Here is a 22,575-nt window from a genome sequence, read left to right as displayed (position 1 = left end):
CCCGGGAGCTGCGGCTCCGGGCCGGGGGCCTTCGCGGGTGCGTCAGAGGGTGAGGCCGCGCTGCTCGAGCCAGGGCTCGGGGTCGACCGGGGCGCCGCCGCCGGGGCGGACCTCCATGTGCAGGTGCGGGCCGGTGACGTTGCCGGTCGCGCCGACCTTGCCGATCTGCTGGCCGGAGACGACCTTGCCGGAGCCCTTGGTGATCGAGGAGAGGTGGCAGTACCAGATCTCGGTGCCGTCGGGCAGGGTCTCGACGATCCGGTAGCCGTACGAGCCGGCCCAGCCGGCCGAGGTGATGGTGCCCTGGCCGAGCGCGTAGACCGGGGTGCCGGTGTCGGCGGCGAAGTCCAGGCCGGTGTGCAGGTTGGCCCAGTAGCGGGCGCTCTGGCCGTAGTGGGCGGAGAGCCGGTACTCCTTCACCGGGAGGGTGAGGGCGGCGGCCTTGACCCGCTCGGCCTCCTCGGCGGCGCGCTTGGCCTCGGCCTCCTTGGCGGCGGCCTTGGCCTCCGCCTCCTGCGCGGCCTGCAGCCGGGCGGTCTCCTCGGCGGCGGTGCGCTGGCTGTCGGCCTGGTGCTGGATGCGGGCGGCGAGCGCGAGTCCGGGGTCGGCGGAGAGGGCGACCGGGGTCTCGTCCGGGGCCTCGACGGCGGGGGCGACGGCCGGGGTGGCCGAGGCGAAGCCGGTGGCGCCCAGGGTGGCGGCGACGGCGGTGACGCCGAGCAGCGGGGAGGCTCCGCGGGTCTGACGCGGCATCCGGTGGCGGTTGGTCTCGGCCTCCGGACCGAAGACCTCCGGACCGAAGGCCTCGGGGCCGTCCGTGCCGGGGTGGTCGAGAAGCTGGGTGCCGGCTGCGGAGCCGGGGTGTGCCGGGGTGTGCGTCGACGCCACGGGAGGCGCGCTCCTTTCCTTCCTTCGCGCCTACCGGGTTAGCTGACGGGTTCGGAGCAGGAAGGTCTCCTACGGCCGGGCCGGGGCCCCGCCGATTCACCCCAAGGAACGTGGTTCCCCGGCTCCCTGACCTGCCCGGGGGCCGGTCGGCGGGATTAGGCGACGGCGCACGGTGCCGTCTGGGTACGGCGTTGACGACCGCGCTGCGTTATCAAACGTTAATCCTAGGAGGCTCTGATTCCAAGCCATCCGTTCGGAGCAGCTTACGCCCAGGTGATCGAACGTCAACGAACGACCCCTCATGCACGGCCCCATCTGAGTACGCCTACTCATGTGCGCTCCGACCGGGCGGCCGCATCCTGACGCCATGAGCACACCGATGCAGAGCCGCACCACGGCCGCCTACTACATCCAGGCCGTCCTCTCCTTCGCCGTCTCGGGCACCGCCCTCGCGGCCGGGATCGCCTACCTGCCGGTCGGCGGGTGGACCCGGGCCTTCCTGGGGATCGGCCTCCTCTACACCGTCACCTCCGCGTTCACGCTGGCGAAGGTGATCCGGGACCGGCAGGAGTCCAACGAGATGGTGACCCGGGTGGACCAGGCCCGGCTGGAGAAGCTGCTCAGCGAGCACGACCCGTTCAAGGTGGAGGGGGTCTGACCGCCCCCTGCACCGACTCGACCGCCGACCGCTTGACGGCTAAGGCTATTAGCCTTAGCTTTATGGCTATCGGCGGCATCCGCCGATGCCCCGCACCGGCGGCCCGAGGAGGACCACCATGAACGGCACCACCACCCCGAGCACCCAGTACCTGACCGTTCCGGGCGGCCGGATCGCCTTCGACGACACCCGGCAGGGCGACGGCACCCCCGTCGTCCTGCTGCCGGGCATGCTCGACAGCCGGGCCGCCTACCGGCACCTGCGGCCGCTGCTGGTCGCCGCCGGCCACCGGGTCGTCACCATGGACCTGCGGGGCTTCGGCGAGTCCTCCGTCGCCTGGGACGACTACGGCCCGGCCGCCCTCGCCGGCGACGTCCTCGCCCTGCTCGACCACCTCGGCATCGAGCGCGCCGTGCTCGCCGGGAACTCCTACACCGGGGCGACCGTCGTCAGGGCCGCCGGGGACGCGCCCGAGCGGGTCGCCGGGATCGTCCTGCTCGACGCCTTCGTCGAGAACCCGCCGCCGGGCGCCCTGATGCGCGGTGTCATGGGCCTGATGGGCACGGCCCTCGTCCACTGGCCGGCCTCCTGGGGCTTCTACCTGCGCCGGATGGCCTTCCCCGGCGCCAAGCCCGCCGACTTCGACGCGTACGTGGACGGCCTGGTCGCCGCGCTGCGCACCCCGGGCCGCAAGGCCGCCACCCGCGGGTACGTCCGCGGCGACTCGGCGCCGGCCGGCTGGACGGCCGCGGTACGGTGCCCGGCGCTGGTGGTGATGGGCAGCGCGGACCCCGACTTCCCGAAGCCTGAGCTCGTCGCCGACCGGCAGGCCGCCGCCCTGGGCGCGCGGAAGGTGATGATCGAGGGGTCCGGGCACTACCCGATGGCCGACAACCCGGCGGCCACCGCGGACGCCCTGCTGCCGTTCCTCGCCGAACTCGGCTGAGCCCCGTCCCCGCCCGCCGCCACCCGTACGGAGATCCCGAACCCATGCCCCGCGTAGGACTGACCCCCGGCCAGGTCGTCGACCACGCCCTCGCCCTCATCGACGAGCAGGGCGCCGAGGCCCTCACCCTGGCCTCCGTCGCCGCCCGGGCCGGGGTCGCCACCCCCTCGCTGTACAAGCACGTCAGCGGCGGCCTGGCCGAACTGCGGCGGATGATCGCCGTCCGGGTCACCGGAGACCTGGCCGACCGGCTGGCCGAGGCGGCCGTCGGACGCAGCGGGGACGACGCCGTCGCCGCCGTCCTGCGCGCCTACCACGCGTACGCCACCGAGCACCCGCACCGCTACCACGCCCTGCCCCAGGCCCCGCAGCCCGACGACGACCTGACCCGGGCGGCCGCCCGGCTGGTCGGTGTGATCATCGCCGTCCTGCGGGAGTACGGCCTCGACGGCGCCGAGGCGGTCCACGCCGCCCGCACCGTCCGCTCCCTCGCCCACGGCTTCGCGTCCCTCTCCACCGCCGGCGCCTTCCAGCTCGCCGAGGACCTCACCACCACCCACGACCGCCTCATCGCCACCCTCACCGCCGGCCTGCGCGGCTGGCCCGCCTGACCGCCTCGGGCGGCCCGCCCGGACTCGGGGCTCGGGGCCGCCCCTGCACCGGATGGCGCCCCTTCCGCAACACCCTGCACACAGGCCCCACACATCACAGGACGCGATCCGGCCGACCGGCCCGGTCCCGACGCCGGCCACCGGGGCCGGCCAGGCCGGTGGGACGCCTCGTCAGGCGGTGCGATCGGGGTCGAACGAGCGCCGATTGACGCCGAATTGACTCGATATTGACGAGATCCGGTCACTTGGCGGGATCCGTTCACACCTTCGTAGGATCATCACCCTAGAATTCGCCGCGTGACGATGACTCAGTGGTCCGTAACGGCAACCGGCGTGCTCGCCGTCCTCGCCCTCGTGGCCGCCGCGCGGTACCGCGCCGTGTCCGTCACCCAGCGCCGCCGCGCCGACCGGCTGCACGGCGAACTCCTCGCCCTCCAGGACCAGCTGGCCGTCGAACTCTCCCGCCGCGGCGCCGAACTCGCCGCCGTCCAGCAGGAGCAGGAGCACACCGCCTCCACCCAGCGGGCCTTCCTCAGCGTCGCCCGCCGGATCCTGGTGATGGCCCACGACCAGCAGGCGCTGCTGGACGAGATGGAGCGCACCCACGACGACCCCGCGCTGCTGGAGGGCCTGCTCAAGGCCGACCACGCGGCCGCCCAACAGGCCCGGCTGGCCCAGACCCTGGCCGTGCTGTGCGGTGCCCGGGCCGGCCGGCACTGGCCGGAACCCGTCTCCCTGGAGGACGTCGTCCGCGGCGCCCAGTCGCGCATCCTGCCGTTCCAGCGCGTGGTCGTGCGCAGCCGCACCGAGACCGCCGTGGTCGGCGCCGCCGCCGAGGCGCTGATCCACGCGATCGCCGAGCTGCTGGACAACGCCACCCGCTACTCCCCGCCCAGCACCCAGGTGTTCGTCACGCTGATGCCGGTGCACAACGGCGCCGTCATCGAGATCGACGACGGCGGCGTCGGCATGCCGGAACAGGCCGTGGCCAAGGCCGCCGCCGCACTGGCCGGCGGCAGCACCCTGGAGGTCTCCCGGCTGGGCGAGGTGCCGCAGCTGGGCCTGGCCGCGGTCGGCCGGCTCGCCGAGCAGTACGGCTTCCGGGTCACGCTCAGCTCGGCGCCCTCGCCGTACGGCGGCGTGCGCGTCGTCCTGCTGCTGCCGAACGCGCTGCTCACCGAGCCGCTGCCGCCCACCGTCCCCGGCCTCGGCCCGGACGACCGGGCGTTCAGCCCCGGTCCCCGACCGGCCTCTCCCGCCGGTCACCCCATGGTGGAGACCCCGCCCACCGGCCGGCACGCCGCCACCGGTGACGCCCCTCCCCCGCTGCCCCGCCGGAGCCACCGGCGCGACCGCACCGGCCGACCCGCCCAGCACGCCGCTCCCCCACCGCCGCCCGCGCCGCCCCACCGCTCGGCCCGGGACGCGCAGGCGTTCATGGCGATGTTCCAGGCCGGGACCGCCAGCGGCCGTTCCGCCGTCCGGGCCCAGGCCCAGTCCGACCGTTCCCTGCCCGCTTCCCCCCGACTTCCCCAGCGCTCCGGAGAGTTCCATGACCACCACCCCTGATCTCGGCTGGCTGCTCGCCGACATCATCGCCGTCCCGCAGGTCCAGCACGCTGTCGTCGTCTCCAACGACGGCCTGGAGATCGGCCGCAGCGCGGGCATCGCGCGCGACGACGCCGAACGGCTCGCCGCCGCCTGCTCCGGACTGCAGTCACTGGCCCGCGGCGTCGCGACGGGCTTCGGCGGCCCCGGCAGCGCCACCCGCCAGATCGTCATCGAGTACGGCGGCGGCTACCTCTTCGTCGTCGCCGCCGGAGCCGGCGCCCACCTGGCCGTGGTGACCGGCGAGGCCGTCGACGCCGGCCTGGTCGCCTACCAGATGCAGGTCCTGGTCGAACGGATCGGCGCCCACCTCACCAGCCCGCCGCGCGTCGACCACGCGGCGGGGGGCCACCGTTGAGCGGCCCGGTCCGGCCGTACGTCATCACCGGCGGGCGCAGCCGCCCCACCCGGGCCGAGCTCGCCGTGGAGAGCCTGGTCAGCGCGTTACCGGAGGCGCCGGACCTGCCCGAGCACGAGCTGCTGAACCGCGAGCACCGGCGCATCCTCGCCCTCTGTCACAGCCTGCTGTCCATCGCCGAGGTGGCGGCCCACCTGGGGCTGCCGCTCGGCGTCGTCAAGGTGCTGGTCGGGGACCTGTGGGACCTCGGCGCCGTGCAGGTGCTCCCGCCCGTACCGCAGGCCGAACGCCTGCCCGCAACCCTTCTGGAAGAGGTGCTCGTTGGCCTCCGCCAACTCCGCTGAAGCCGCCCCCGGGGCCACCGGGTCCGCCGACGGGCCGCAGTACCTGCCCTCCTCGGTGCAGGGCGCGGTCAAGATCCTGGTCACCGGTCCGTTCGGGGTCGGCAAGACCACCCTGGTCGGATCGTTGAGCGAGATCACCCCGCTGCGCACCGAGGAGACGATGACCGCCGCCAGCGCCGGCGTCGACGACCTCACCGGGCTCGCCGGGAAGAGCACCACCACGGTGGCGCTGGACTTCGGCCGGATCACGCTCAACCCGCGGCTCGCGCTGTACCTGTTCGGCACGCCCGGGCAGCAGCGGTTCTGGCCGCTCTGGGACGACCTGTCGCGCGGTGCGCTCGGCGCCATCGCCATGGTCGACCTGCGCCGGCCGGACGAGAGCTTCGACGTGCTCGGCCGTCTGGAGGAGCAGCGCATCCCCTTCGCGGTCGCCGTCAACACCTTCCCGGACACGCCGAGCTACCCGGAGGAGGAGCTGCGGTCGGCGCTGGACCTGCTGCCGGAGGTGCCGATCCTGTACTGCGACGCGCGCGACCGCCGGCAGGCCTACGACCTGCTGATCGACTTCGTCGACCACCTGCACCGCAGCTCGGTCCTGGAGCTCCAGCGATGACCGCCCCCGAACCGCCCGGGCCTCGCGGGTGCCCCGTCGCCCACGGCGGCGGCCGGCCCGGCGGGCTGCCCGTGGGCGTGCCGCTGACCCCGCTGTACGGCCCGGCCGTCGCCGACGACCCGCACGGCCTGTACGCCCGGCTGCGCGAGCGCTACGGGCCGGTCGCACCGATCGAGCTGGAGCCCGGGGTCGAGGCCTGGCTCGTCCTCGGCTATCCCGAACTGCTCGAACTGACCCGCAACGAGGCGCTGTTCTCCAAGGACTCGCGCCGCTGGCGGGTGCCCGCCGAGGGCCGGCTGGCCGCCGACTCCCGGCTGCTGCCGATGACCTCCTGGCGGCCCACCCTGCTCAACCTGGACGGCGCCGAGCACCAGCGGCTGCGCTCCGCCGTCTCGGACACCCTGGCCCAGATCGACCACCGCCAGCTGCGCGGGACCACCGAGGCCGCCGCCAACGGGCTGATCGACAGCTGGGGCCCGGACGGCACCGCCGACCTGATCGCCCAGTACGCCCGCATCCTGCCGCTGCTGGTCTTCACCCAGCTGGTCGGACTGCCGGTGCGGAGCGGGCCCCGGCTGGTCGAGCTGATCAGCCACTTCGTGGACAGCAGCGCGCAGTCGCAGCGCGCCGGCGTGGAGTTCCAGACGCTGCTGGTCGACCTGGTGCGCAGCCGCCGGGCCGCCCCGGGCGCCGACCTCACCTCCTGGCTGCTCGCCCACCCGGCCGAGCTGACCGACGAGGAGGCGGTGCACCACCTGGTGGTGCTGCTGGTCGCGGGCAACGAGACCTCGATCAACTGGACCGGGAACACCCTGCGGCTGCTGCTCACCGACCGGCGCTTCCGGGCCACCCTCACCGGCGGGCGGCTGACCGTCTCCGACGCGCTGGAGGAGGTGCTCTGGCGCGACCCGCCGACGCAGAACTTCCCCGGCCGCTGGGCCACCGGCGACACCGTGCTCGGCGGCCAGTACATCAGCGCCGGCGACATGCTCGTCCTCGGCCTGGCCGCGGCCAACGCCGACCCGGCCGCGCAGGGCGTCTCGGCCGCCGCCCAGGGCTCGCTCGGCGGCAACCGGGCGCACCTCGCGTGGGGCGCGGGCCGGCACGTCTGCCCGGCCCAGCACCCGGCCCGGATCATCGTCGAGACCGCCGTCGAGACCCTGCTGCACCGCCTTCCCGATCTCCAACTGGCCGTACCACCGGGCGAGCTGACCTGGCGCCCGTCCCCGTGGTCACGGGCCCTGACCGCCCTTCCGGTGCTCTACAGCGCCTTCACCCCGCCCCGCCCGCCAGCCCCCGAGAGGCCCGCATGGACACCGTCGACGCCGGAAACCGCGCCGAGCCCGTCAGACTCGACCCCTTCGGCCGTGACCAGCACGGCGAGAACGCCCGACTCCGCGCGGCCGGCCCCGCGGTCCTGGTGGAGCTCCCTGGCGGGGTGGTGGTCTGGGCGGTGACCCACCACGCCACCCTCCAGTCGCTGCTGGCCGACCCCCGGATCGGCAAGGACGCCCGGCTCTGGACGACCTTCCGGGAGGGACGGCTGCCGGAGGGCTGGCCGCTGCTCAACTTCGTGGTCGTCCCCGGCATGGTCACCGCCGACGGCGACGACCACCGGCGGCTGCGCGGGCTGGTCTCGCAGGCCTTCACCCCGCGCCGGATAGCCGACCTGGCGCCCGCGATCGAGGCCCGGACGATCGCGCTGCTGGACGGCGTCGCGAAGCTGGAGGGCGAGTTCGACCTGCGGCGGCACTTCGCCTACCCGCTGCCGATGCAGGTGATCGGCGAACTGCTCGGCCTGGCGCTGGAGCAGCAGGACGAGCTGCACGAGCTGTCCGACACCATGGTCTCCAGCTCGGCCACCCCGGCCGCGGCCCTGGCCGCGCAGCGGGGCCTGAACGCGCTGCTGGCCTCGGTGGTGGCGGCCAAGCGGGCCGAGCCCGGCGACGACCTGACCAGCGACCTGATCGCCGCCCACGACGCCGGCCACCACCTCGACAAGCAGCGGCTCAGCGAGGCCGAGCTGGTCGGCACCCTGCTGCTGATGCTGGTCGCCGGGCACGAGACCACGCTCAACCTGATCACCAACGCCGTCCGCGCCCTGCTGGCGCACCCGGACCAGCTGCGGCTCGTCCTGGACGGGGAGCAGCCGTGGTCGGCGGTGGTCGAGGAGACGCTGCGCTACGACTCCCCGGTCGGGCAGTTCCCGCTGCGCTACGCGATCGAGGACATCGAGGTCGGCGACGTGGTGATCCGGCGCGGCGAGGCCGTGCTGGCCTCGTACGCGGCGGCCGGGCGGGACTCCGGGCACTTCCCGGACGCGGACCGCTTCGACCTCACCCGGCAGCCCGCCAAGCACCTGTCGCTCGGCCACGGCCCGCACTTCTGCCTCGGCTCCGGGCTCGCCCGGCTGGAGGCCGAGACGGCGCTGCGGCACCTGTTCACCCGGTTCCCCGGGCTGGCCCTGGCGGAGGGCCGGACGGACGAGCCGATCGCCTCGTTCGTCAGCAACAGCGTGCGCACCCTGTGGGTGACGGTCTGAGCGATCCGGTGACCTGAGGGCGGTCCGGGTCGTTCGGCAGGGCATGAAGAAACTCGCCACCCTGGCCGCCCTCACCATGGCGGGCCTCGCCCTCGCCGTCCCGGCGGCCTCCGCCACCACCCAGACCGCCTCCTCGCCGGACGTCTCCGGCGGGCTCACCGACGGGCTGGAAGTCTCCCCCGCCGACCTCGCCCTGCGGACCGTGGGCAAGCTCCCGGTCGTCGGCAAGGCCGCCGACCAGGTCGAGGCGCTCGGGACCAACCAGATGAGCCACCCGGGGCTCAGCGGGCAGGTCCTGAACTGACCCGCCGGTCCGGCGGCCGCCGGGCCCGGTGAACCGGCCGTGGCCGGCCGGCCGACCCCCGTACGGCCGGCCGGCCACGGCGTTCGGCCGGCGGCGTTCGGCCGGCGGCACCCGGGCCCGTGGCACTCAGCCCGCGGCGAGCCGGTTGAGCTCCGGGTAGCTCAGCCCCTCGGCGAGCGCGGTGAACGTGCCGTGCCCGTACACCTCCTCGGCGGCCCGGCGGACCGCCGCGTACGCCACCTCGGCCAGGCCCGGGCCCAGGCTGATCCGGGCCACGCCGAGCGCCGCCAGCTCGGCCACCGCCGGGGAGCCGGGGCCGGCCAGCACGTTCAGCGGCGCAGGGACGGCCGCGACCAGGGCGGCGATGGTCTCCGGGTCGGACACCCCCGGGACGAACACCCCGTCCGCGCCCGCCGCGACGTACGCCCGCAGCCGGCCCACCGCGTCGTCGAACCGGCCCTCGGGGGCGCCGATCCCGCGCAGGAACACGTCGGTGCGGGCGTTGACGAAGAGCGGCACGCCGGCCGCGTCCGCCGCGGCCCGGGCGGCCGCGATCCGCTCGGCGGCCTCCTCCCGGGGCCTGCCCTCGTCCTCCAGGTTCACCCCGACGGCGCCGGTGGCGAGCAGCGCGGCGACCGTCTCGCCGACCCCGGCGGCGGTGTCCGCGTAGCCGGCCTCCAGGTCCGCGGTGACCGGCAGGTCGACCGCGCGGACCACCTGGGCGGTCCGGGCCAGCACCTGCTCGCGGTCGGCGCCGCCGCCGTCCGCGCTGCCGAGCGACCAGGACACGCTCGCGCTGGCCGTCGCCACCGCCCGCGCCCCGGCGGCGGCCACCAGCCGGGCGCTCGGCACGTCCCAGGCGTTCGCCAGCACCAGCGGCCCGCCCGGGCGGTGCAGCTCCCGCAACAGCCGGGCCTTCTCCCGCCGGACGGTGAGGTCGGCGGCGCTCACTTGGCGGCCGGGCTCATGCGGGTGGACACGCCGATCCGGTTCCAGGCGTTGATGGTGGTGATCAGCGCGATCAGCTGGGCCAGCTCGGTCTCGTCGAACTGCGCGGCGGCCTCCGCGTACACGGCGTCCGGCACGTGGCCCTGGGTCAGCAGGGTGACGGACTCGGTCAGGGCCAGGGCGGCGCGCTCGCGGGCGGTGAAGAACGGGGTCTCGCGCCAGGCCGGCAGGGCGAGCAGCCGGTGCTCCCGCTCGCCGTGCTGACGGGCGTCGGTGGCGTGCATGTCGATGCAGAAGGCGCAGCCGTTGATCATCGAGGCGTGCACCTTGACCAGCTCGGCGAGCACCGGGTCGAGGCCCTCCCGGGAGGCCCGGTCCACGGCGATCATCGCCTGGTAGTAGGCGGGGGCGAGCTTGTCCATCCGCAGGCGCTGCTCGGGGGCGGGCACCGGGGCCCCGCCGGTCGCGGTCGTCTCGTTCGTCGTCATGGCCGCCAGCCTAGGGGCGCGGTGGCCTGCCGCCCTGGTGCGTTCGGCCGCCCGTTCCTTGGGCCACTTCCGGCGTACGAACGGCCGTGCGAGGATCGCCGGCAGGAGATCGCCGACAGGACGAGGTCAGGGGGCAGGCCGTGTGCACGGCGTTCGTCAGCATCGAGCCGGGAACGGCCGCCCCGGTGCTGCTGCTGTCCGTCCGGGACGAGTACCTGGGCCGCGCCTGGCTGCCGCCGGACCACCACTGGCCGGACCGGCCCGAACTGCTCGGCGGACTGGACCTCGCGGCGGGCGGCACCTGGCTGGCCGTCGACCCCGACCGGCGCACCGCCGCCTGTCTGCTGAACGGCTTCGGCCCGCCCGCCCCCGCCGGCGCCCGGCTCACCCGCGGCCGACTGCCGCTCACCGCCGTCCGGGAGGGCGGGATCGGCCACCTCGACCTCACGCCGTACGACCCGTTCCACCTCGTCCTGGTCCGGGCCGACGGCGCCCGGGTGTCCAGCTGGGCCGGCGGGCGGCTGGCGGAGCGCGAACTGCCGTCCGGCCTGAGCGTGGTGCTCAACGACGGGCTGGAGGGCGTGGCGGCGGAGCGGACCGCCTCCGAACGGATCCACGCGCTGATGGCCGCGCGGGCCGCCCACTTCCGGGCCCGCCTCGCCGCCGAGCCCCGGCCCGAGCCGACCGCCGCGGGGCCGGCCCCGGCGGCCTGGGGCGGATGGCTGCCGATCGTCGCCGGGGACGGGCTGGCGCCGGACGCAGACGCCGCGCTGATCCAGCGGCGGGACTTCGGCGACGGGCGGATCTGGGGCTCCTCGTCGATCTCGCTGCTCGCGCTGGGGCCTGAGCTGCTGCGCTACGACTTCGCGGCCGCGCCGGTGGCCGCGGACGGGCCGGGGTGGCGGCGGGTGGCCGCGCGCTGAGCGGCGGCGGCCCGGGGTCGGGCCTCGGCGGCCGCGGGTCGGCGGCGGCCAGGGGTCGGGCGGCGGCGGAAAAGGACTTGAACCTGACGCTGCGGGAGGCGGCATCGTGGCGCGGGTCGAGCCCGAAGGAGACCCGCCGTGACCCGCCCGGACGCCCCGCACCGCCCCCGCCGCCTGCTCGCCGTGCTGACCGTCGCCCTGCCGCTGGCGGGCACCCCGGCCGCGGTGACCGCCGTCGTGCTGCTCTGCGACGCGGCGCACCGGGCCGTCCCGTCCGCCACCGTGCTGGCCGCCGTGGCGGCGGCGCTGATCGGGCACCTCGGCCCCGGCGTCCCGCAGCCGTACGGTGGGTGAACCTCCGACGGCGGGCCGCGCCCGCGCCGGTGGTCCGCCCTCCTTCCCGCCAGCCCCGATCCTCCTGGCCGAGGGGCCGCGGCGCGGCCTACCGGTCGCTGCGGGCCGGCCGCGCCGCCCCGGCCAGGACCCGGGCGAGTTCGACCGGCCGGGAGAACATCGGCCAGTGCCCGGTGTCCAGCTCCACCAGCCGCCAGTGGCCGTCCGCGACCAGCCGGGCGACCACCGGCGGCGGCTCCGGCCAGTCCAGCAGGCACTTCACGTACACCGCCGGGAACGCGCTCAACGGGCCTTCCAGGACGGCGGGTTCGGTCAGCGAGCGGCCCGGGTGCGGGGTCGCCCCCGCCGCGATCCGGTTGATCTGCTCGACCGTCAGCCCCTGCTCGGCGAACTCGGCCGGCGGCAGCGGCGGCCACCAGCCGTCGTGCGCGGCGAGGTCCGCCCGCAGCGCGGCCGGCTCCGGCATCTGGTCGGCGAACGACTCCCCCGCGACCGGCACGTTGGCGTCCACCAGGACCAGCCCGGCCAGCCGCCCGCCGATCCGTTCGGCGGCCTGGCCCACCGGGATCCCCGAGTAGCTGTGCCCGACCAGCACCACGTCGTGCAGGTCCAGCCGCTCCACCTCGGCGACGACGTCCGCCACGTGCGTCTGCTGACCGGCGGGCGTACCGCCCCTCTCCGCGAGCCCGGAGAGCGTCACGGGGTACGCTCCGTGCCCGGCCGCGCCCAGCTCCGCCACGACCCCGTCCCACACCCAGGCACCGAGCCAGGCGCCCGCCACCAGTACAAAGTTCGCCATGGGCGGCACGGTAGCGCGTGGCCGTCCGCGCGGCGCGGGAAGCACCGGGAAACACCGCGTGGAGGAAACGTGCTGGACGCACCGAGCGGGCCGGGCCGGCCCACCGGCCAGAGCCTCCGCGCCACGGGCGGCCTGGCCTGAGCGCTCCCGCGGGCCGGCCGGGTGCCGGCCGGCCCGGGGGGCGTCGGGGCGGTCAGGGCGTGAGGCCCAGGGCGGCCAGCCGGGTCGGGTCGGTGAGGATGTCCATCGCGGTGACGCGGCCCGCGTGGATGGTGAACGACATGACCGACAGCGGGCGGCCCCCGGCGAAGGACACCACACCGGGCGAGCCGTTGACCAGGACCAGCCGGCCGTCGGCGGCGAAGCGGGCGAAGGCGATCGCCTGCGCGGCGACGTCCGCGGCGCCGCGGGAGAGCGCGCTCGGCACCAGCGTGCCGCCGTCCGAACGGGCCACCACGTCCGGGTCGAGCACGGTCAGCAGGGCGTCGAAGTCACCGCCCCGGGCGGCGGACAGGAAGGCCTCCACCACCTCGCGCTTGCGGGCGTTGTCGGAGTCCGCGGCCGGGGTGGCGCCCTGCACCCGGCGGCGGGCCCGGCTGGCCAGCTGCCGGGTGGAGGCGGAAGTGCGGCCGAGCACCTCGGCGATCCCGTCGAAGGGCACCTCGAACATGTCGTGCAGCACGAAGGCCACCCGCTCCGCCGGGGAGAGCGTCTCCAGGACCACCATCAGCGCGATCCCGACCGAGTCCGCGACCAGGATCTCGTGCACCGGGTCCAGCGCCGACAGCCCGCTGACCACCGGGTCCGGCAGCCGCACCTGGCCGTCCTGCTCGGGCAGCGGCTCCTCCCGGCGGGAGGCGCGCGAGCGCAGCTGGTCCAGGCAGACCCGTCCGACGACGGTGGTGAGCCAGGCCCCGAGGTTGCGCACCCCGCCCACGTCGCTGCGGCTCAGCTTCAGCCAGGTCTCCTGGACGGCGTCCTCGGCCTCGGCGATCGACCCGAGCATCCGGTAGGCCACCGACCGCAGTTGGGGGCGCTCCGCCTCGAAACGCCGGGCCAGTTCGGCCGGTTGGAGCTCCGCCGAACCGGTCGGAGGGATTTCCTCGCTCACTTTGTCACATCCTCGCGTCGGGATCCGTCGGTCCAGTGACGGACGCTAACCGACGAGGAGGACACCATGGGCACCGCCCACACCGCTCGCATGAGGAACCCCGCCACGGTCCTGCCGGACGCCATGAAGGGCATCCAGACCGTCTACCGGGCCGTGTACCAGGGCGGCGCCGACCCGAAGGTCCTGGAGCTGGTGCACCTGCGGGCCAGCCAGATCAACGGGTGCGGCGCCTGCGTGTTCGCGGGCGTCCAGGGCGCCCGGAAGCACGGCGAGACCGACGAGCGGCTGCACGCGGTGGCCGCCTGGCGCGAGGCGCCGTTCTTCACCGACGAGGAGCGCGCCGCCCTCGCCCTCACCGAGGCCGCCACCCGGATCGCCGACCGCTCGGGCCGGGCCGTGCCGGCCGACGTCTGGGACGCCGCCGCCGACCACTTCACCGAGGAACAGCTCTCCGCGATCATCCTGATGATCGGACTGACCAACCTCTTCAACCGCATCAACACCACCATCGAGGAGCCCGCCGGCGCCGCCTGGTGACCCCGGCCCGCGGGCGAGAATGGGGCCGTGAGCACCTCCTGGACCACCTTCGGCGGCGACCTGCACCTCGACCTCACCGGGCGGCGGGCCGCCGGCGCCGGACTGCGGGCCGCCCTGGAGGACGCGCTGCGCGAGGCCGTCCAGGACGGGCGGCTCGCCCCCGGCACCCGGCTGCCGTCCTCCCGGGCGCTCGGCGAGGACCTCGGCATCGCCCGCAACACCGTGGTCGAGGCGTACGGCCAGCTCACCGCCGAGGGCTGGCTCAGCTCCCGGCAGGGCTCCGGCACCACCGTCGCCCGGCGAGCGGTGCCCGAGCCGGTCCCGGCCCGACGGCCCGCCGCCCGGCCGGAACCGCCGCGCCGGGCCGCCCGCCACGACCTGATGCCCGGCCGGCCCGACCTCTCGCTCTTCCCGCGCACCGCCTGGCTGGCCGCCGCCCGTCGCGCCCTCGCCACCGCGCCGCACGAGGCCCTCGACTACGGCAGCCCGCTCGGCCGGATCGAACTGCGGCAGGCGCTCACCCACTACCTGGCCCGGGTCCGCGGCGTCCGCACCGACCCCGACCACCTGCTCGTCTGCACCGGCGTCACCCAGGGCCTCGGCCTGCTCTGCGCCGCCCTGCGGGAGCGCGGGGCCCGCGCGCTGGCCGTCGAGGAGTACGGGCTGCCGCCGCAGCACGCGGTCGCCCGGGCCGCCGGGCTCACCGTCACCCCGGTGCCGCTGGACGCCGACGGCGCCCTGGTCGACCGGCTCGACCACCGGGCCGGCGCCGTCCTGCTCACCCCGGCCCACCAGTTCCCCACCGGCGCGGCGCTGGCTGCCGACCGGCGGGCGGCGGCGGTGCGGTGGGCGCGGGAGCAGGACCGGTACGTCGTCGAGGACGACTACGACGGCGAGTTCCGCTACGACCGGCAGCCGCTCGGCGCGATGCAGGCCCTCGACCCGGAGCGGGTGGTGTACGCCGGGACGGCCGCCAAGAGCCTGGCGCCGGGCCTGCGGCTGGCCTGGCTGGCCCTGCCGGACGCGCTGGTCGAGCCGGTCGCCCGGCTGAAGGCGCTGGCCGACACGATGTCCCCGGTGCTGGACCAGCTGACCCTGGCGGAGCTGATCACGTCCGGCACGTACGACCGGCACGTCCGGCGCTGCCGGCTGCACTACCGGCGCCGGCGCGACCACCTGGTGGCGGCGCTCGCCGAACACGCCCCGCGGGTCCGGGTCACCGGCATCGCGGCCGGTCTGCACGCCGTCCTCCGGCTGCCGCCCGGCTCCACCCCCGAAGCCGAACTCCTCGCCCGCGCCCGGCGGGCCGGGCTCTCGCTCGGCGGCCTCGCCTGGAACCGCGCCGCCCCGGCCGCCGCCGAAGCCCCGCCCGCCCTGGTCATCGGCTACGGCACCCCGCCGGAGCACGCCTTCCCGGGCGCCGTGCGGGCCCTGTGCGAACTGCTGCGCGGGGCTTAGGAACAGCGGTCCGCCCGCCCCCTCGGGGGTGGGGGCGGGCGGACGGCGGGGGTGCGGACTACTTGTTGCGGCTGCCGAGGGAGAACAGGAGGATGATGAAGCCGGCGAAGGCGTGGCATCCGACGGTGTAGATCAGCAGGCGGAGGTAGATCCGCTTGTTGGCCCACTTGCCGGCGTCCATGGTCTTCGGGCCGGCGGCGGTGTCGGGGGCGACGGTGGTGGTGGGATCGGCCATGGTGATCTCCTCCGGGGTTTTCTGACGGCAGGTCAGTGGACGGCGGCGGGGCCGCCGCCGAGGCAGAGTTCGCCGCCGGGGCTCTGCAGCAGGGTGTGGACGAAGAGCAGTTCGACGCCGCTGTCCGACTCCGCGGCGATGCAGTGCGGGGTCAGCGAGTCGTAGTGGGCGGAGTCGCCCACCCCGAGGTGGTGGACCCGGTCGCCGAGGGTGACCCGCAGGGCGCCCTTCAGCACGTACAGCCACTCCTCGCCCGGGTGCACCCGGACCACCGCGTCCTGCACGCCCGGCGGGACGTGCACCCGCAGCGCCTGCATGGCGCGGCCGGGGGCGCCGGCCCGGCGGTAGCCCCAGCCACCGGCCCGGCCGGGCTCGATGGCGCCGCCCCGGACGATCGGGTCCGGCTCGGCGAGCGTCTCGCCGAGCAGCCCGGAGACCGAGGTGCCGTACGCGCGGGCGAGGCCGAGCAGCACGGGCAGCGAGGGCTGCCGGCGGCCGGTCTCCAGCCGGGACAGATAGGCTGGGGAGAGCCCGACCCTCCCGGCGGCCACCTCCAGGGTGAGCCGGCTGCTGAGCCGGTGCTCACGGAGACGGGCGGCGAGGCCGGCGACCTCCTGGTCGTCGAGCTGTTCGCCGGTGCCTGCGGCACCGGTGGAGCTGCTGGTCATGTGTCCAGTGGACACCCGGCGTGCCGCCCGGGCAAGAATTTTGCCTCAGAGGCAAGGCCCCGGGAGGCCCGCGCGCTCACGGCCGCGGAATGTTCCGCAGGTTGCTCCGGGCCAGGTCGATCATCCGCCCCACCCCGCCCGAGAGCACCGTCCGGCCCGCCGCCAGCGCGAAGCCCTTCAGCTGGGCGGCGGTGATGTGCGGCGGGATGGACAGCGCGTTGGGGTCGGTGACCACGTCCACCAGGGCGGGGCCCGGCCGCTCCAGCGCCTCCGCCAGCACCTCCCGGACCCGGCCCGGCTCGGTCACCCGCTTGGCCTGGATGCCCATCGCCCGGGCGATCCCGGCGTAGTCCACGTCCCCGTTGTCGATCTCGGACTCCGGGTAGCCGGAGACCAGCATCTCCAGCTTGATCATGCCGAGCGCGCCGTTGTTGAAGACCACCGTCTTCACCGGCAGCCGGTGCCTGGCCACCGTGAGCAGCTCGCCGAGCAGCATGCCGATCCCGCCGTCGCCCGCCATCGCCACCACCTGCCGCCCCGGGCACGCGAGCTGGGCGCCGATCGCGTGCGGCAGGGCGTTGGCCATCGAGCCGTGCAGGAAGGAGCCGATCACCCGGCGGCGGCCGTTGGGCTGGAGGTAGCGGGCGGCCCAGACGTTGTTCATGCCGGTGTCCACGGTGAACACCGCGTCCTCGGCGGCCACCTCGTCCAGCACCGAGGCGACGTACTCCGGGTGGATCGGCAGGTGCTTCTCGATGTCCCGGGTGTACGCGCCGACCACGTCCTCCAGCGCCCGGTAGTGCTTGCGCAGCATGCCGTCCAGGAAGGCGCGGTCGGACTTGGCGTCCAGCAGCGGCAGCACGGCCCGCAGGGTGGCGGCCACGTCGCCGTGGACGGCCAGGTCGAGGGCGGTGCGGCGGCCGAGCCGGGTGGCGTCGTGGTCGACCTGGACGGTGTGCGCCTGCGGCAGGAAGGAGTCGTACGGGAAGTCGGTGCCGAGCAGCAGCACCAGGTCGGCGGAGTGCAGCGCCTCGTGGCAGGCCCCGTAGCCGAGCAGGCCGCTCATGCCGACGTCGTACGGGTTGTCGAACTGGATCCACTCCTTGCCGCGCAGGGAGTGGCCGACCGGCGCGTTCAGGGCCCGCGCGGCCGCCATCACCTCGGCGTGCGCCGCGCGCACCCCGGCGCCGCAGAACAGGACCACCTTGCGGGCCGCGTTGAGCAGCCGGGCCAGCTCCTGCACCTGGGACCAGGGCGGCGCCGCGACGGCCTGCTCGGTGAGGAAGTGGCTGGTGCCGGTCGGCCCGGCGGCGGGCAGCGCGGCGACGTCCCCGGGAAAGACGAGCACCGAGACGCCGTGCGAGCCGAGCGCGTGCTGGACGGCGACGCGCAGCAGCCGGGGCAGCTGGGCGGGGGCGGAGAGCATCTCGCACCAGTTGCTGCAGTCGGTGAACACCCGCTCGGGGTGGGTCTCCTGGAAGAAGCCGGTGCCGATCTGCCCGGACGGGATGTGCGAGGCGAGCGCGAGCACCGGCAGGCCGCTGCGCTGGGCGTCGTAGAGGCCCTGGATGAGGTGGGTGTTGCCGGGGCCGCAGGAGCCGGCGCAGACCGCCAGCCGGCCGGAGAGCTCGGCCTCGGCGGCGGCCGCGAAGGCGCCGGCCTCCTCGTTGCGCACGTGCACCCAGCTGATGCCGTCGGCCCGGCGGATCGCGTCCACGACGGGGTTGAGGCTGTCGCCGACGACACCGTAGACCCGCTCCACCCCGGCCTGCCGGAGCACTTCCACCATCTGTTCGGCCACGCTCGGCACGGTTGCGCTCCTTCGGTCGCCACGGGACACCTGCACCCTCCGCCGGGGCGGTGCCGCGCGCAGCCGGGGTGGGCCGGACGGGTGGGCGGGCCGGCTGGGACCGAGCGGGGCGTGACTGGCGGGACTGGCGGCGGGGCTATTCCGCCGGAAGGTGGTCCTGCTGGCCGAGCTTGCCCGCCGCGAGGCCGGCCTGGGGCTGGCGGCGGGCGGGTTCGCGCCCCGGGGGCTGGGCGACCCGCTCCTGGGCGGGCGGGACGGTGGTCGGCACGGTGACCGGGGCGCCGGACTTGACCTCCACCGCCTCGCCGTCGTGCAACACGTGGAGGACCTCGCCGCGGCGCAGCGTGTACGTCGTCCCCGCGTGGGTGATGTCGACCTTGAGCAGGTGCCCGCGCACCAGCAGGGAGAAGCCCAGCCGCATCAGCCCGGACGGCAGCCGGGGCCGGAACGAGAGCGTCCCGGTGTGGTCGCGCAGCCCGCCGAAGCCCGCCACCAGGGCGATGCACGCCCCGGCGAGCGACGCCATGTGCAGGCCGTCGCGGGTGTTGCCGCCGAGGTCGTGCAGGTCCATCAGGGCGGCTTCGGCGGTGTAGTCGTAGGCGAGGTCGAGCTGGCCGACCTCGGCGGCGATGACCGCCTGGGTGCAGGCGGAGAGCGAGGAGTCCCGGACGGTCAGCCGCTCGTAGTAGGCGAAGTTGCGGGCCTTCTGCTCGTCGGTGAAGGCGTCGCCGCGGACCTGCATGGCGAGCACCAGGTCGGCCTGCTTGACCACCTGCTTGCGGTACAGGTCGAAGTACGGGTAGTGCAGCAGCAGCGGGTAGTTCTCCGGCGGGGTGTGCTCGAAGTCCCAGACCTGGTGGTGGGTGAAGTCGTCGGCCTGGGGGTGGATGCCGAGGTCCTCGTCGTACGGGATGTACATCGCGGCGGCCGCGTCGCGCCAGGCGGCGGTCTCCTCGGTGTCCACGCCGAGCAGCGAGGCCTCGTGCGGGTGGCGGACGGCGGCCTCGGCGGCGGCGCGCAGGTTGCTCTGCGCCATCAGGTTGGTGAAGACGTTGTTGTCCGCGACGGCGCTGTACTCGTCGGGGCCGGTGACGCCCTCGATGCGGAACTTCCCGGCCACGTCGTGGTGGCCGAGCGAGCGCCACATCCGGGCGGTCTCGACGAGCAGTTCGAGCCCGTACTCGCGCTCGAACTCCGCGTCGCCGGTGGCCCGGACGTAGCGGGCGACGGCGGCGGCGATGTCGGCGCCGATGTGGAAGGCCGCGGTGCCGGCCGGCCAGTACCCGGAGCACTCCTCGCCGCGGATCGTCCGCCACGGGAACACCGCGCCGGACAGGCCGAGTTGGACCGCCCGCTCGCGGGCCAGCGGCAGGGTGGTGTGCCGCCAGCGCAGGGCCTGGTTGACGGCGTTGGGCAGGCAGTAGGTGAGCACCGGAAGGACGAAGGTCTCGGTGTCCCAGAAGCTGTGCCCGTCGTAGCCGGGCCCGGTCAGCCCCTTGGCGGGGATGGCCCGCTCCTCGCTGCGGGCGCCGGCCTGCAGGACGTGGAAGACGGCGAACCGGACGGCCTGCTGGAGTTCGACGTCGCCCTCGATCTCGATGTCGCTGGTCTCCCAGAACTCCCGGAGGAACTCGGCCTGTTCGGCGACCAGTCCGTCCCAGCCGGTGTACCGGGCGGCGGTCAGCGCGGCCTCCACCTGGTCCCGGACGGCGGGCAGCGAGCGGGTGCCGGACCAGCCGTAGCTCATGAACTTGGTCAGCCGCAGCCGCTGCCCGGCCTGGAGCACGGTGGTCACGCTGAGCCGGCAGTGGTCGGCCTCGGACTCGGCGACGGTGTCGAACTCCTCCGGGCCCTCGATGACGTGGTCCATCCCGGCCGCGACCCGGATGCCGCTGTAGCGGGTGCGGTGCACCAGGACGGCCTTGGTGCCGCTGGCGTGGTGCGCCTCGGGGTGCAGCGGCGCCTCCAGCACGGCGGCGGCCCGAGGGTCGCCCTCGGGGCCGCCGGGCAGCTGCTCGTTGGCGACCAGCTCGGACTGGAGCACCATCCGCACCGGGCCGTCCACCGCCTCGACGCTGTACTCGACGGCGGCGACGGCGCGCTGGGTGAGCGAGACCAGCCGGGAGGAGCGCACCCGGATCGTCCGCCCGGCCGGGGAGGTCCACTCGGCCTCCCGGTGCAGCAGGCCCTCGCGGAAGTCCAACCAGCGCTTGTGGCTGATGAGTTGGCCGTAGCGCAGGTCGAAGGGTTCGTCGTCCACCAGCAGCCGGATGATCTTGCCGTTGGTCACGTTGATGACGCTCTGGCTGGACTCCGGGTAGCCGTAGCCGCCCTCGCCGTACGGCAGCGGGCGCAGCTCGAAGACGCCGTTGAGGTAGGTGCCGGGCAGGCCGTGCGGCTCGCCCTCGTCGAGGTTGGCGCGCAGGCCGATGTGCCCGTTGGAGAGCGCGAAGATGGACTCGGCGCGGGCCATCGAGGCCAGGTCCAGGCCCTGTTCGGTGATCTGCCAGGGGTCGATGACGAAGTTGTCCGCGGAACTCATGCGCCTGCCCCGCCGCGCTCGGCCCGCTCTCCGAGCTCCTCGGCGAGGAGCTCGGAGAGGTCCCGGACGACCACGGTGGCGCCGTTCCGGCGCAGTTCGGCGGCCTGGCCGGTGCGGTCCACCCCGACCACCGCGCCGAAGCCGCCGGCCCGGCCGGAGGCGACACCGGCGAGCGCGTCCTCGAAGACCGCCGCGTGGGCGGGTTCGACGCCGAGGGCGCGGGCGGCGTACAGGTAGGTGTCGGGGGCGGGCTTGCCGGGCAGGCCCTCGGCCTTGGCGACGTTGCCGTCCACGATCACCTCGAACAGCTCCTCGATGCCGGCCGCCCTCAGCACGTCACGGCAGTTGGCGCTGGAGGAGACCACGGCGCCGGGCAGCCCGGCCGCGCGCAGCCGGTGCACGTAGTCGACCGAGCCCTGGTACGGCTGGACGCCCTGCTCCCGGATCAGCCGCAGCACGGTGTCGTTCTTGGCCCGGCTGATCCCTTGCACGGTACGGGAGTTGGGTGGGTCCTCCGGGGTGCCCTCGGGCAGTTCGACGCCCCGGCTGAGCAGGAAGGCGCGGGTGCCGTCCAGCCGCGGGCGGCCGTCCACGTAGGTGTCGTAGTCGGTGACGGAGTCGAAGGGGACGAACGGGCCGCCGGTGCGGGCGGCTTCGGCGCGCAGGAAGGCGTCGAAGGTGTCCTTCCAGGCCGCGGCGTGCACCTTCGCGGTCTGGGTGAGCACCCCGTCGAGGTCGAAGAGGAAAGCGCGGATGTCGTCCGGTAGCCCCAGCATGGGTGCAGTCTTACCCGGGAACGGGGGGAAGCCGCCCATTTCCCGGCGGCGCGTCGCGGGAAGGGGCGGCTTCCGGTGGCCCGGGCCGGGCCCCGGCCGCACCCTGGTCGGGCCCGGCCGGGACGGCTCCGCGGGGTCACGGCGTCACAGGCGTCACAGGCGTCACGGCGAGTCGGGCATCTGCGCCTCGGGCGCCTCGACGACCGCGAAGACCGCGCCCTGCGGGTCCTGGACCACCGCCATCCGGCCGGACTGCATGTCGAAGGCCGGCTGGATCACCGAGCCGCCGGCCTTGACCAGGGCGTCCACCGTGGAGTCGGTGCTGTCCACCGAGAAGTAGGTCATCCAGTGCGAGGGCGTGCCGGGCGACAGGTAGTCGGGCATCGGCTGCATGCCGCCCACCGTGCGGTCGCCGACGTTGAGCGAGAAGTAGCCGTCCATGCCCTGGATGGTGGCCGGGCGCAGCCCGAGGGCCGGCTGGTAGAAGCGGCGGGCCGCGTCGGTGTCCGCGGTGTTGAGCTCGTTCCAGACCAGGGCGCCGGGCTCGTTGACCACGCCCGCGCCGATGAAGTCCATCGCCTGCCAGACCCCGAACACCGCGCCGGTCGGGTCGGCGGCGACCAGCATCCGGCCGATCGTGCCGACGTCCATCGGGTCGTACAGGACCGTGCCGCCGGCCTCGACGATGGCCGTCCGGGCCGCGTCGGCGTCGTCCGAGGCGAGGTAGGTGGTCCAGGCGACGGGCGGCGCCGGCTGCCCCTCGGGCACCATCTGCGCCATGATCCCGGCGACCGGCTTGCCGTTGAGCGTGCACACGGCGTAGCCGCCGAACTCGGCCGGGCCGACCTCGCCCTGCCAGCCGAACAGGTCGCGGTAGAAGTCGAGCGCGGCCTGCTGGTCGCTCGCCATCAGGTCGACCCAGCACGGGGTGCCGGGCTTGTACGGATCGGTGACTACGGGCATCGCGGGGCCTCCCGGAGGCGGTGGTGGGCGGCTGTGGTGGTGGGGACGGTCGGGCCGTCGGGGCGGTCGCGCCGGGCGGGGGTACGGCCCG

The 22,575-nt window shown here is 75.1% G+C and carries 25 protein-coding genes and 1 riboswitch; of the genes, 14 read left to right on the top strand and 11 right to left on the bottom strand.

From position 1 onward, the window contains the following. Window positions 1–42 precede the first annotated feature (42 nt). Complete coding sequence (locus ACFY0X_RS29620; protein WP_387759111.1) at window positions 43–888, bottom strand: M23 family metallopeptidase; 846 nt, start codon at window positions 886–888, stop codon at window positions 43–45. 13 nt (window positions 889–901) lie between these two features. Then, window positions 902–1,060, bottom strand: a riboswitch (cyclic di-AMP (ydaO/yuaA leader). 195 nt (window positions 1,061–1,255) lie between these two features. Here ACFY0X_RS29620 and ACFY0X_RS29615 point away from each other — a divergent pair. The 10 genes from ACFY0X_RS29615 to ACFY0X_RS29570 all read left to right on the top strand — a co-directional run bounded on the left by ACFY0X_RS29615 (window position 1,256) and on the right by ACFY0X_RS29570 (window position 8,872). After that, on the top strand, window positions 1,256–1,546 hold the full coding sequence (locus tag ACFY0X_RS29615; RefSeq protein WP_387759109.1) for a YiaA/YiaB family inner membrane protein: 291 nt from the start codon (window positions 1,256–1,258) through the stop codon (window positions 1,544–1,546). A 118-nt stretch (window positions 1,547–1,664) separates the two neighbouring features. Beyond that, window positions 1,665–2,492, top strand: a complete 828-nt coding sequence (locus ACFY0X_RS29610) for an alpha/beta fold hydrolase (RefSeq protein ID WP_387759107.1) — start codon at window positions 1,665–1,667, stop codon at window positions 2,490–2,492. Window positions 2,493–2,536: 44 nt separating this feature from the next. Continuing rightward, window positions 2,537–3,103 (top strand): TetR/AcrR family transcriptional regulator, encoded by a 567-nt coding sequence (locus ACFY0X_RS29605; protein ID WP_387759106.1) that lies wholly within the window; start codon window positions 2,537–2,539, stop codon window positions 3,101–3,103. Window positions 3,104–3,406: 303 nt separating this feature from the next. After that, a complete protein-coding gene (locus tag ACFY0X_RS29600) occupies window positions 3,407–4,672 on the top strand; it encodes a sensor histidine kinase (RefSeq protein WP_387759137.1) in 1,266 nt (421 codons plus the stop codon). After that, entirely contained in the window at window positions 4,656–5,069 is a 414-nt protein-coding gene (locus ACFY0X_RS29595) for a roadblock/LC7 domain-containing protein (RefSeq protein ID WP_387759104.1), read from the top strand. The genes ACFY0X_RS29600 and ACFY0X_RS29595 overlap by 17 nt, the downstream gene beginning before the upstream one ends. After that, entirely contained in the window at window positions 5,066–5,413 is a 348-nt protein-coding gene (locus tag ACFY0X_RS29590; protein ID WP_387759103.1) for a DUF742 domain-containing protein, read from the top strand. Before ACFY0X_RS29595 ends, ACFY0X_RS29590 begins: the two co-directional genes overlap by 4 nt. After that, on the top strand, window positions 5,391–6,026 hold the full coding sequence (locus ACFY0X_RS29585) for an ATP/GTP-binding protein (RefSeq protein WP_387759101.1): 636 nt from the start codon (window positions 5,391–5,393) through the stop codon (window positions 6,024–6,026). Before ACFY0X_RS29590 ends, ACFY0X_RS29585 begins: the two co-directional genes overlap by 23 nt. Further along, a complete protein-coding gene (locus ACFY0X_RS29580) occupies window positions 6,023–7,483 on the top strand; it encodes a cytochrome P450 (protein ID WP_387759099.1) in 1,461 nt (486 codons plus the stop codon). The genes ACFY0X_RS29585 and ACFY0X_RS29580 overlap by 4 nt, the downstream gene beginning before the upstream one ends. Next, on the top strand, window positions 7,480–8,568 hold the full coding sequence (locus tag ACFY0X_RS29575) for a cytochrome P450 (protein WP_387759097.1): 1,089 nt from the start codon (window positions 7,480–7,482) through the stop codon (window positions 8,566–8,568). Before ACFY0X_RS29580 ends, ACFY0X_RS29575 begins: the two co-directional genes overlap by 4 nt. A gap of 43 nt (window positions 8,569–8,611) precedes the next feature. Continuing rightward, window positions 8,612–8,872 carry a hypothetical protein gene (locus tag ACFY0X_RS29570; protein WP_387759095.1) on the top strand — a complete coding sequence of 87 codons (261 nt, stop codon included), beginning with the start codon at window positions 8,612–8,614 and terminating at the stop codon, window positions 8,870–8,872. A gap of 126 nt (window positions 8,873–8,998) precedes the next feature. Here ACFY0X_RS29570 and ACFY0X_RS29565 read toward each other — a convergent pair whose 3' ends face one another. Then, window positions 8,999–9,823 carry an isocitrate lyase/phosphoenolpyruvate mutase family protein gene (locus tag ACFY0X_RS29565; RefSeq protein ID WP_387759093.1) on the bottom strand — a complete coding sequence of 275 codons (825 nt, stop codon included), beginning with the start codon at window positions 9,821–9,823 and terminating at the stop codon, window positions 8,999–9,001. After that, on the bottom strand, window positions 9,820–10,308 hold the full coding sequence (locus tag ACFY0X_RS29560; RefSeq protein WP_387759091.1) for a carboxymuconolactone decarboxylase family protein: 489 nt from the start codon (window positions 10,306–10,308) through the stop codon (window positions 9,820–9,822). The genes ACFY0X_RS29565 and ACFY0X_RS29560 overlap by 4 nt, the downstream gene beginning before the upstream one ends. Window positions 10,309–10,448: 140 nt before the next feature. On the opposite strand from ACFY0X_RS29560, the gene ACFY0X_RS29555 reads away from it, so the two are divergent. Both ACFY0X_RS29555 and ACFY0X_RS29550 read left to right on the top strand, forming a co-directional pair. Next, window positions 10,449–11,231 carry an NRDE family protein gene (locus tag ACFY0X_RS29555; RefSeq protein WP_387759089.1) on the top strand — a complete coding sequence of 261 codons (783 nt, stop codon included), beginning with the start codon at window positions 10,449–10,451 and terminating at the stop codon, window positions 11,229–11,231. 138 nt (window positions 11,232–11,369) lie between these two features. Continuing rightward, window positions 11,370–11,585 carry a hypothetical protein gene (locus ACFY0X_RS29550; RefSeq protein WP_387759087.1) on the top strand — a complete coding sequence of 72 codons (216 nt, stop codon included), beginning with the start codon at window positions 11,370–11,372 and terminating at the stop codon, window positions 11,583–11,585. Window positions 11,586–11,673: 88 nt separating this feature from the next. On the opposite strand, the gene ACFY0X_RS29545 is transcribed toward ACFY0X_RS29550, so the two are convergent. Further along, window positions 11,674–12,384, bottom strand: a complete 711-nt coding sequence (locus ACFY0X_RS29545) for an alpha/beta fold hydrolase (RefSeq protein ID WP_387759085.1) — start codon at window positions 12,382–12,384, stop codon at window positions 11,674–11,676. 193 nt (window positions 12,385–12,577) lie between these two features. Further along, window positions 12,578–13,495: a sigma-70 family RNA polymerase sigma factor gene (locus ACFY0X_RS29540; RefSeq protein WP_387759083.1), complete on the bottom strand. Its 918-nt coding sequence runs from the start codon at window positions 13,493–13,495 to the stop codon at window positions 12,578–12,580. A gap of 66 nt (window positions 13,496–13,561) precedes the next feature. Between ACFY0X_RS29540 and ACFY0X_RS29535 the strand changes: the two genes are divergently transcribed. Next, window positions 13,562–14,032, top strand: a complete 471-nt coding sequence (locus ACFY0X_RS29535) for a carboxymuconolactone decarboxylase family protein (RefSeq protein WP_387759081.1) — start codon at window positions 13,562–13,564, stop codon at window positions 14,030–14,032. Between the two features lie 27 nt (window positions 14,033–14,059). Continuing rightward, window positions 14,060–15,490, top strand: coding sequence for a PLP-dependent aminotransferase family protein (locus tag ACFY0X_RS29530; protein WP_387759079.1), 1,431 nt, complete (start codon window positions 14,060–14,062; stop codon window positions 15,488–15,490). 58 nt (window positions 15,491–15,548) lie between these two features. Here ACFY0X_RS29530 and ACFY0X_RS29525 read toward each other — a convergent pair whose 3' ends face one another. The 6 genes from ACFY0X_RS29525 to ACFY0X_RS29500 all read right to left on the bottom strand — a co-directional run bounded on the left by ACFY0X_RS29525 (window position 15,549) and on the right by ACFY0X_RS29500 (window position 22,484). Continuing rightward, window positions 15,549–15,725: a DUF6126 family protein gene (locus ACFY0X_RS29525; protein WP_387759078.1), complete on the bottom strand. Its 177-nt coding sequence runs from the start codon at window positions 15,723–15,725 to the stop codon at window positions 15,549–15,551. A 32-nt stretch (window positions 15,726–15,757) separates the two neighbouring features. Further along, window positions 15,758–16,393, bottom strand: coding sequence for a helix-turn-helix domain-containing protein (locus ACFY0X_RS29520; protein ID WP_387759077.1), 636 nt, complete (start codon window positions 16,391–16,393; stop codon window positions 15,758–15,760). Window positions 16,394–16,469: 76 nt separating this feature from the next. Continuing rightward, window positions 16,470–18,203, bottom strand: a complete 1,734-nt coding sequence (locus tag ACFY0X_RS29515) for a pyruvate dehydrogenase (protein ID WP_387759076.1) — start codon at window positions 18,201–18,203, stop codon at window positions 16,470–16,472. 136 nt (window positions 18,204–18,339) lie between these two features. Continuing rightward, entirely contained in the window at window positions 18,340–20,745 is a 2,406-nt protein-coding gene (locus ACFY0X_RS29510; protein ID WP_387759075.1) for a glycoside hydrolase family 65 protein, read from the bottom strand. Further along, window positions 20,742–21,521 carry an HAD family hydrolase gene (locus ACFY0X_RS29505; protein WP_387759074.1) on the bottom strand — a complete coding sequence of 260 codons (780 nt, stop codon included), beginning with the start codon at window positions 21,519–21,521 and terminating at the stop codon, window positions 20,742–20,744. The genes ACFY0X_RS29510 and ACFY0X_RS29505 overlap by 4 nt, the downstream gene beginning before the upstream one ends. Before the next feature lie 162 nt (window positions 21,522–21,683). Next, window positions 21,684–22,484 carry a VOC family protein gene (locus ACFY0X_RS29500; RefSeq protein ID WP_387759072.1) on the bottom strand — a complete coding sequence of 267 codons (801 nt, stop codon included), beginning with the start codon at window positions 22,482–22,484 and terminating at the stop codon, window positions 21,684–21,686. Window positions 22,485–22,575 lie beyond the last annotated feature (91 nt).

This window comes from Kitasatospora sp. NPDC001547 (assembly GCF_042894165.1).
GTDB lineage: Bacteria > Actinomycetota > Actinomycetes > Streptomycetales > Streptomycetaceae > Kitasatospora.
Note: the sequence above shows the minus strand (reverse complement) of the source record. Positions and strands in the feature narration are given on the sequence as shown.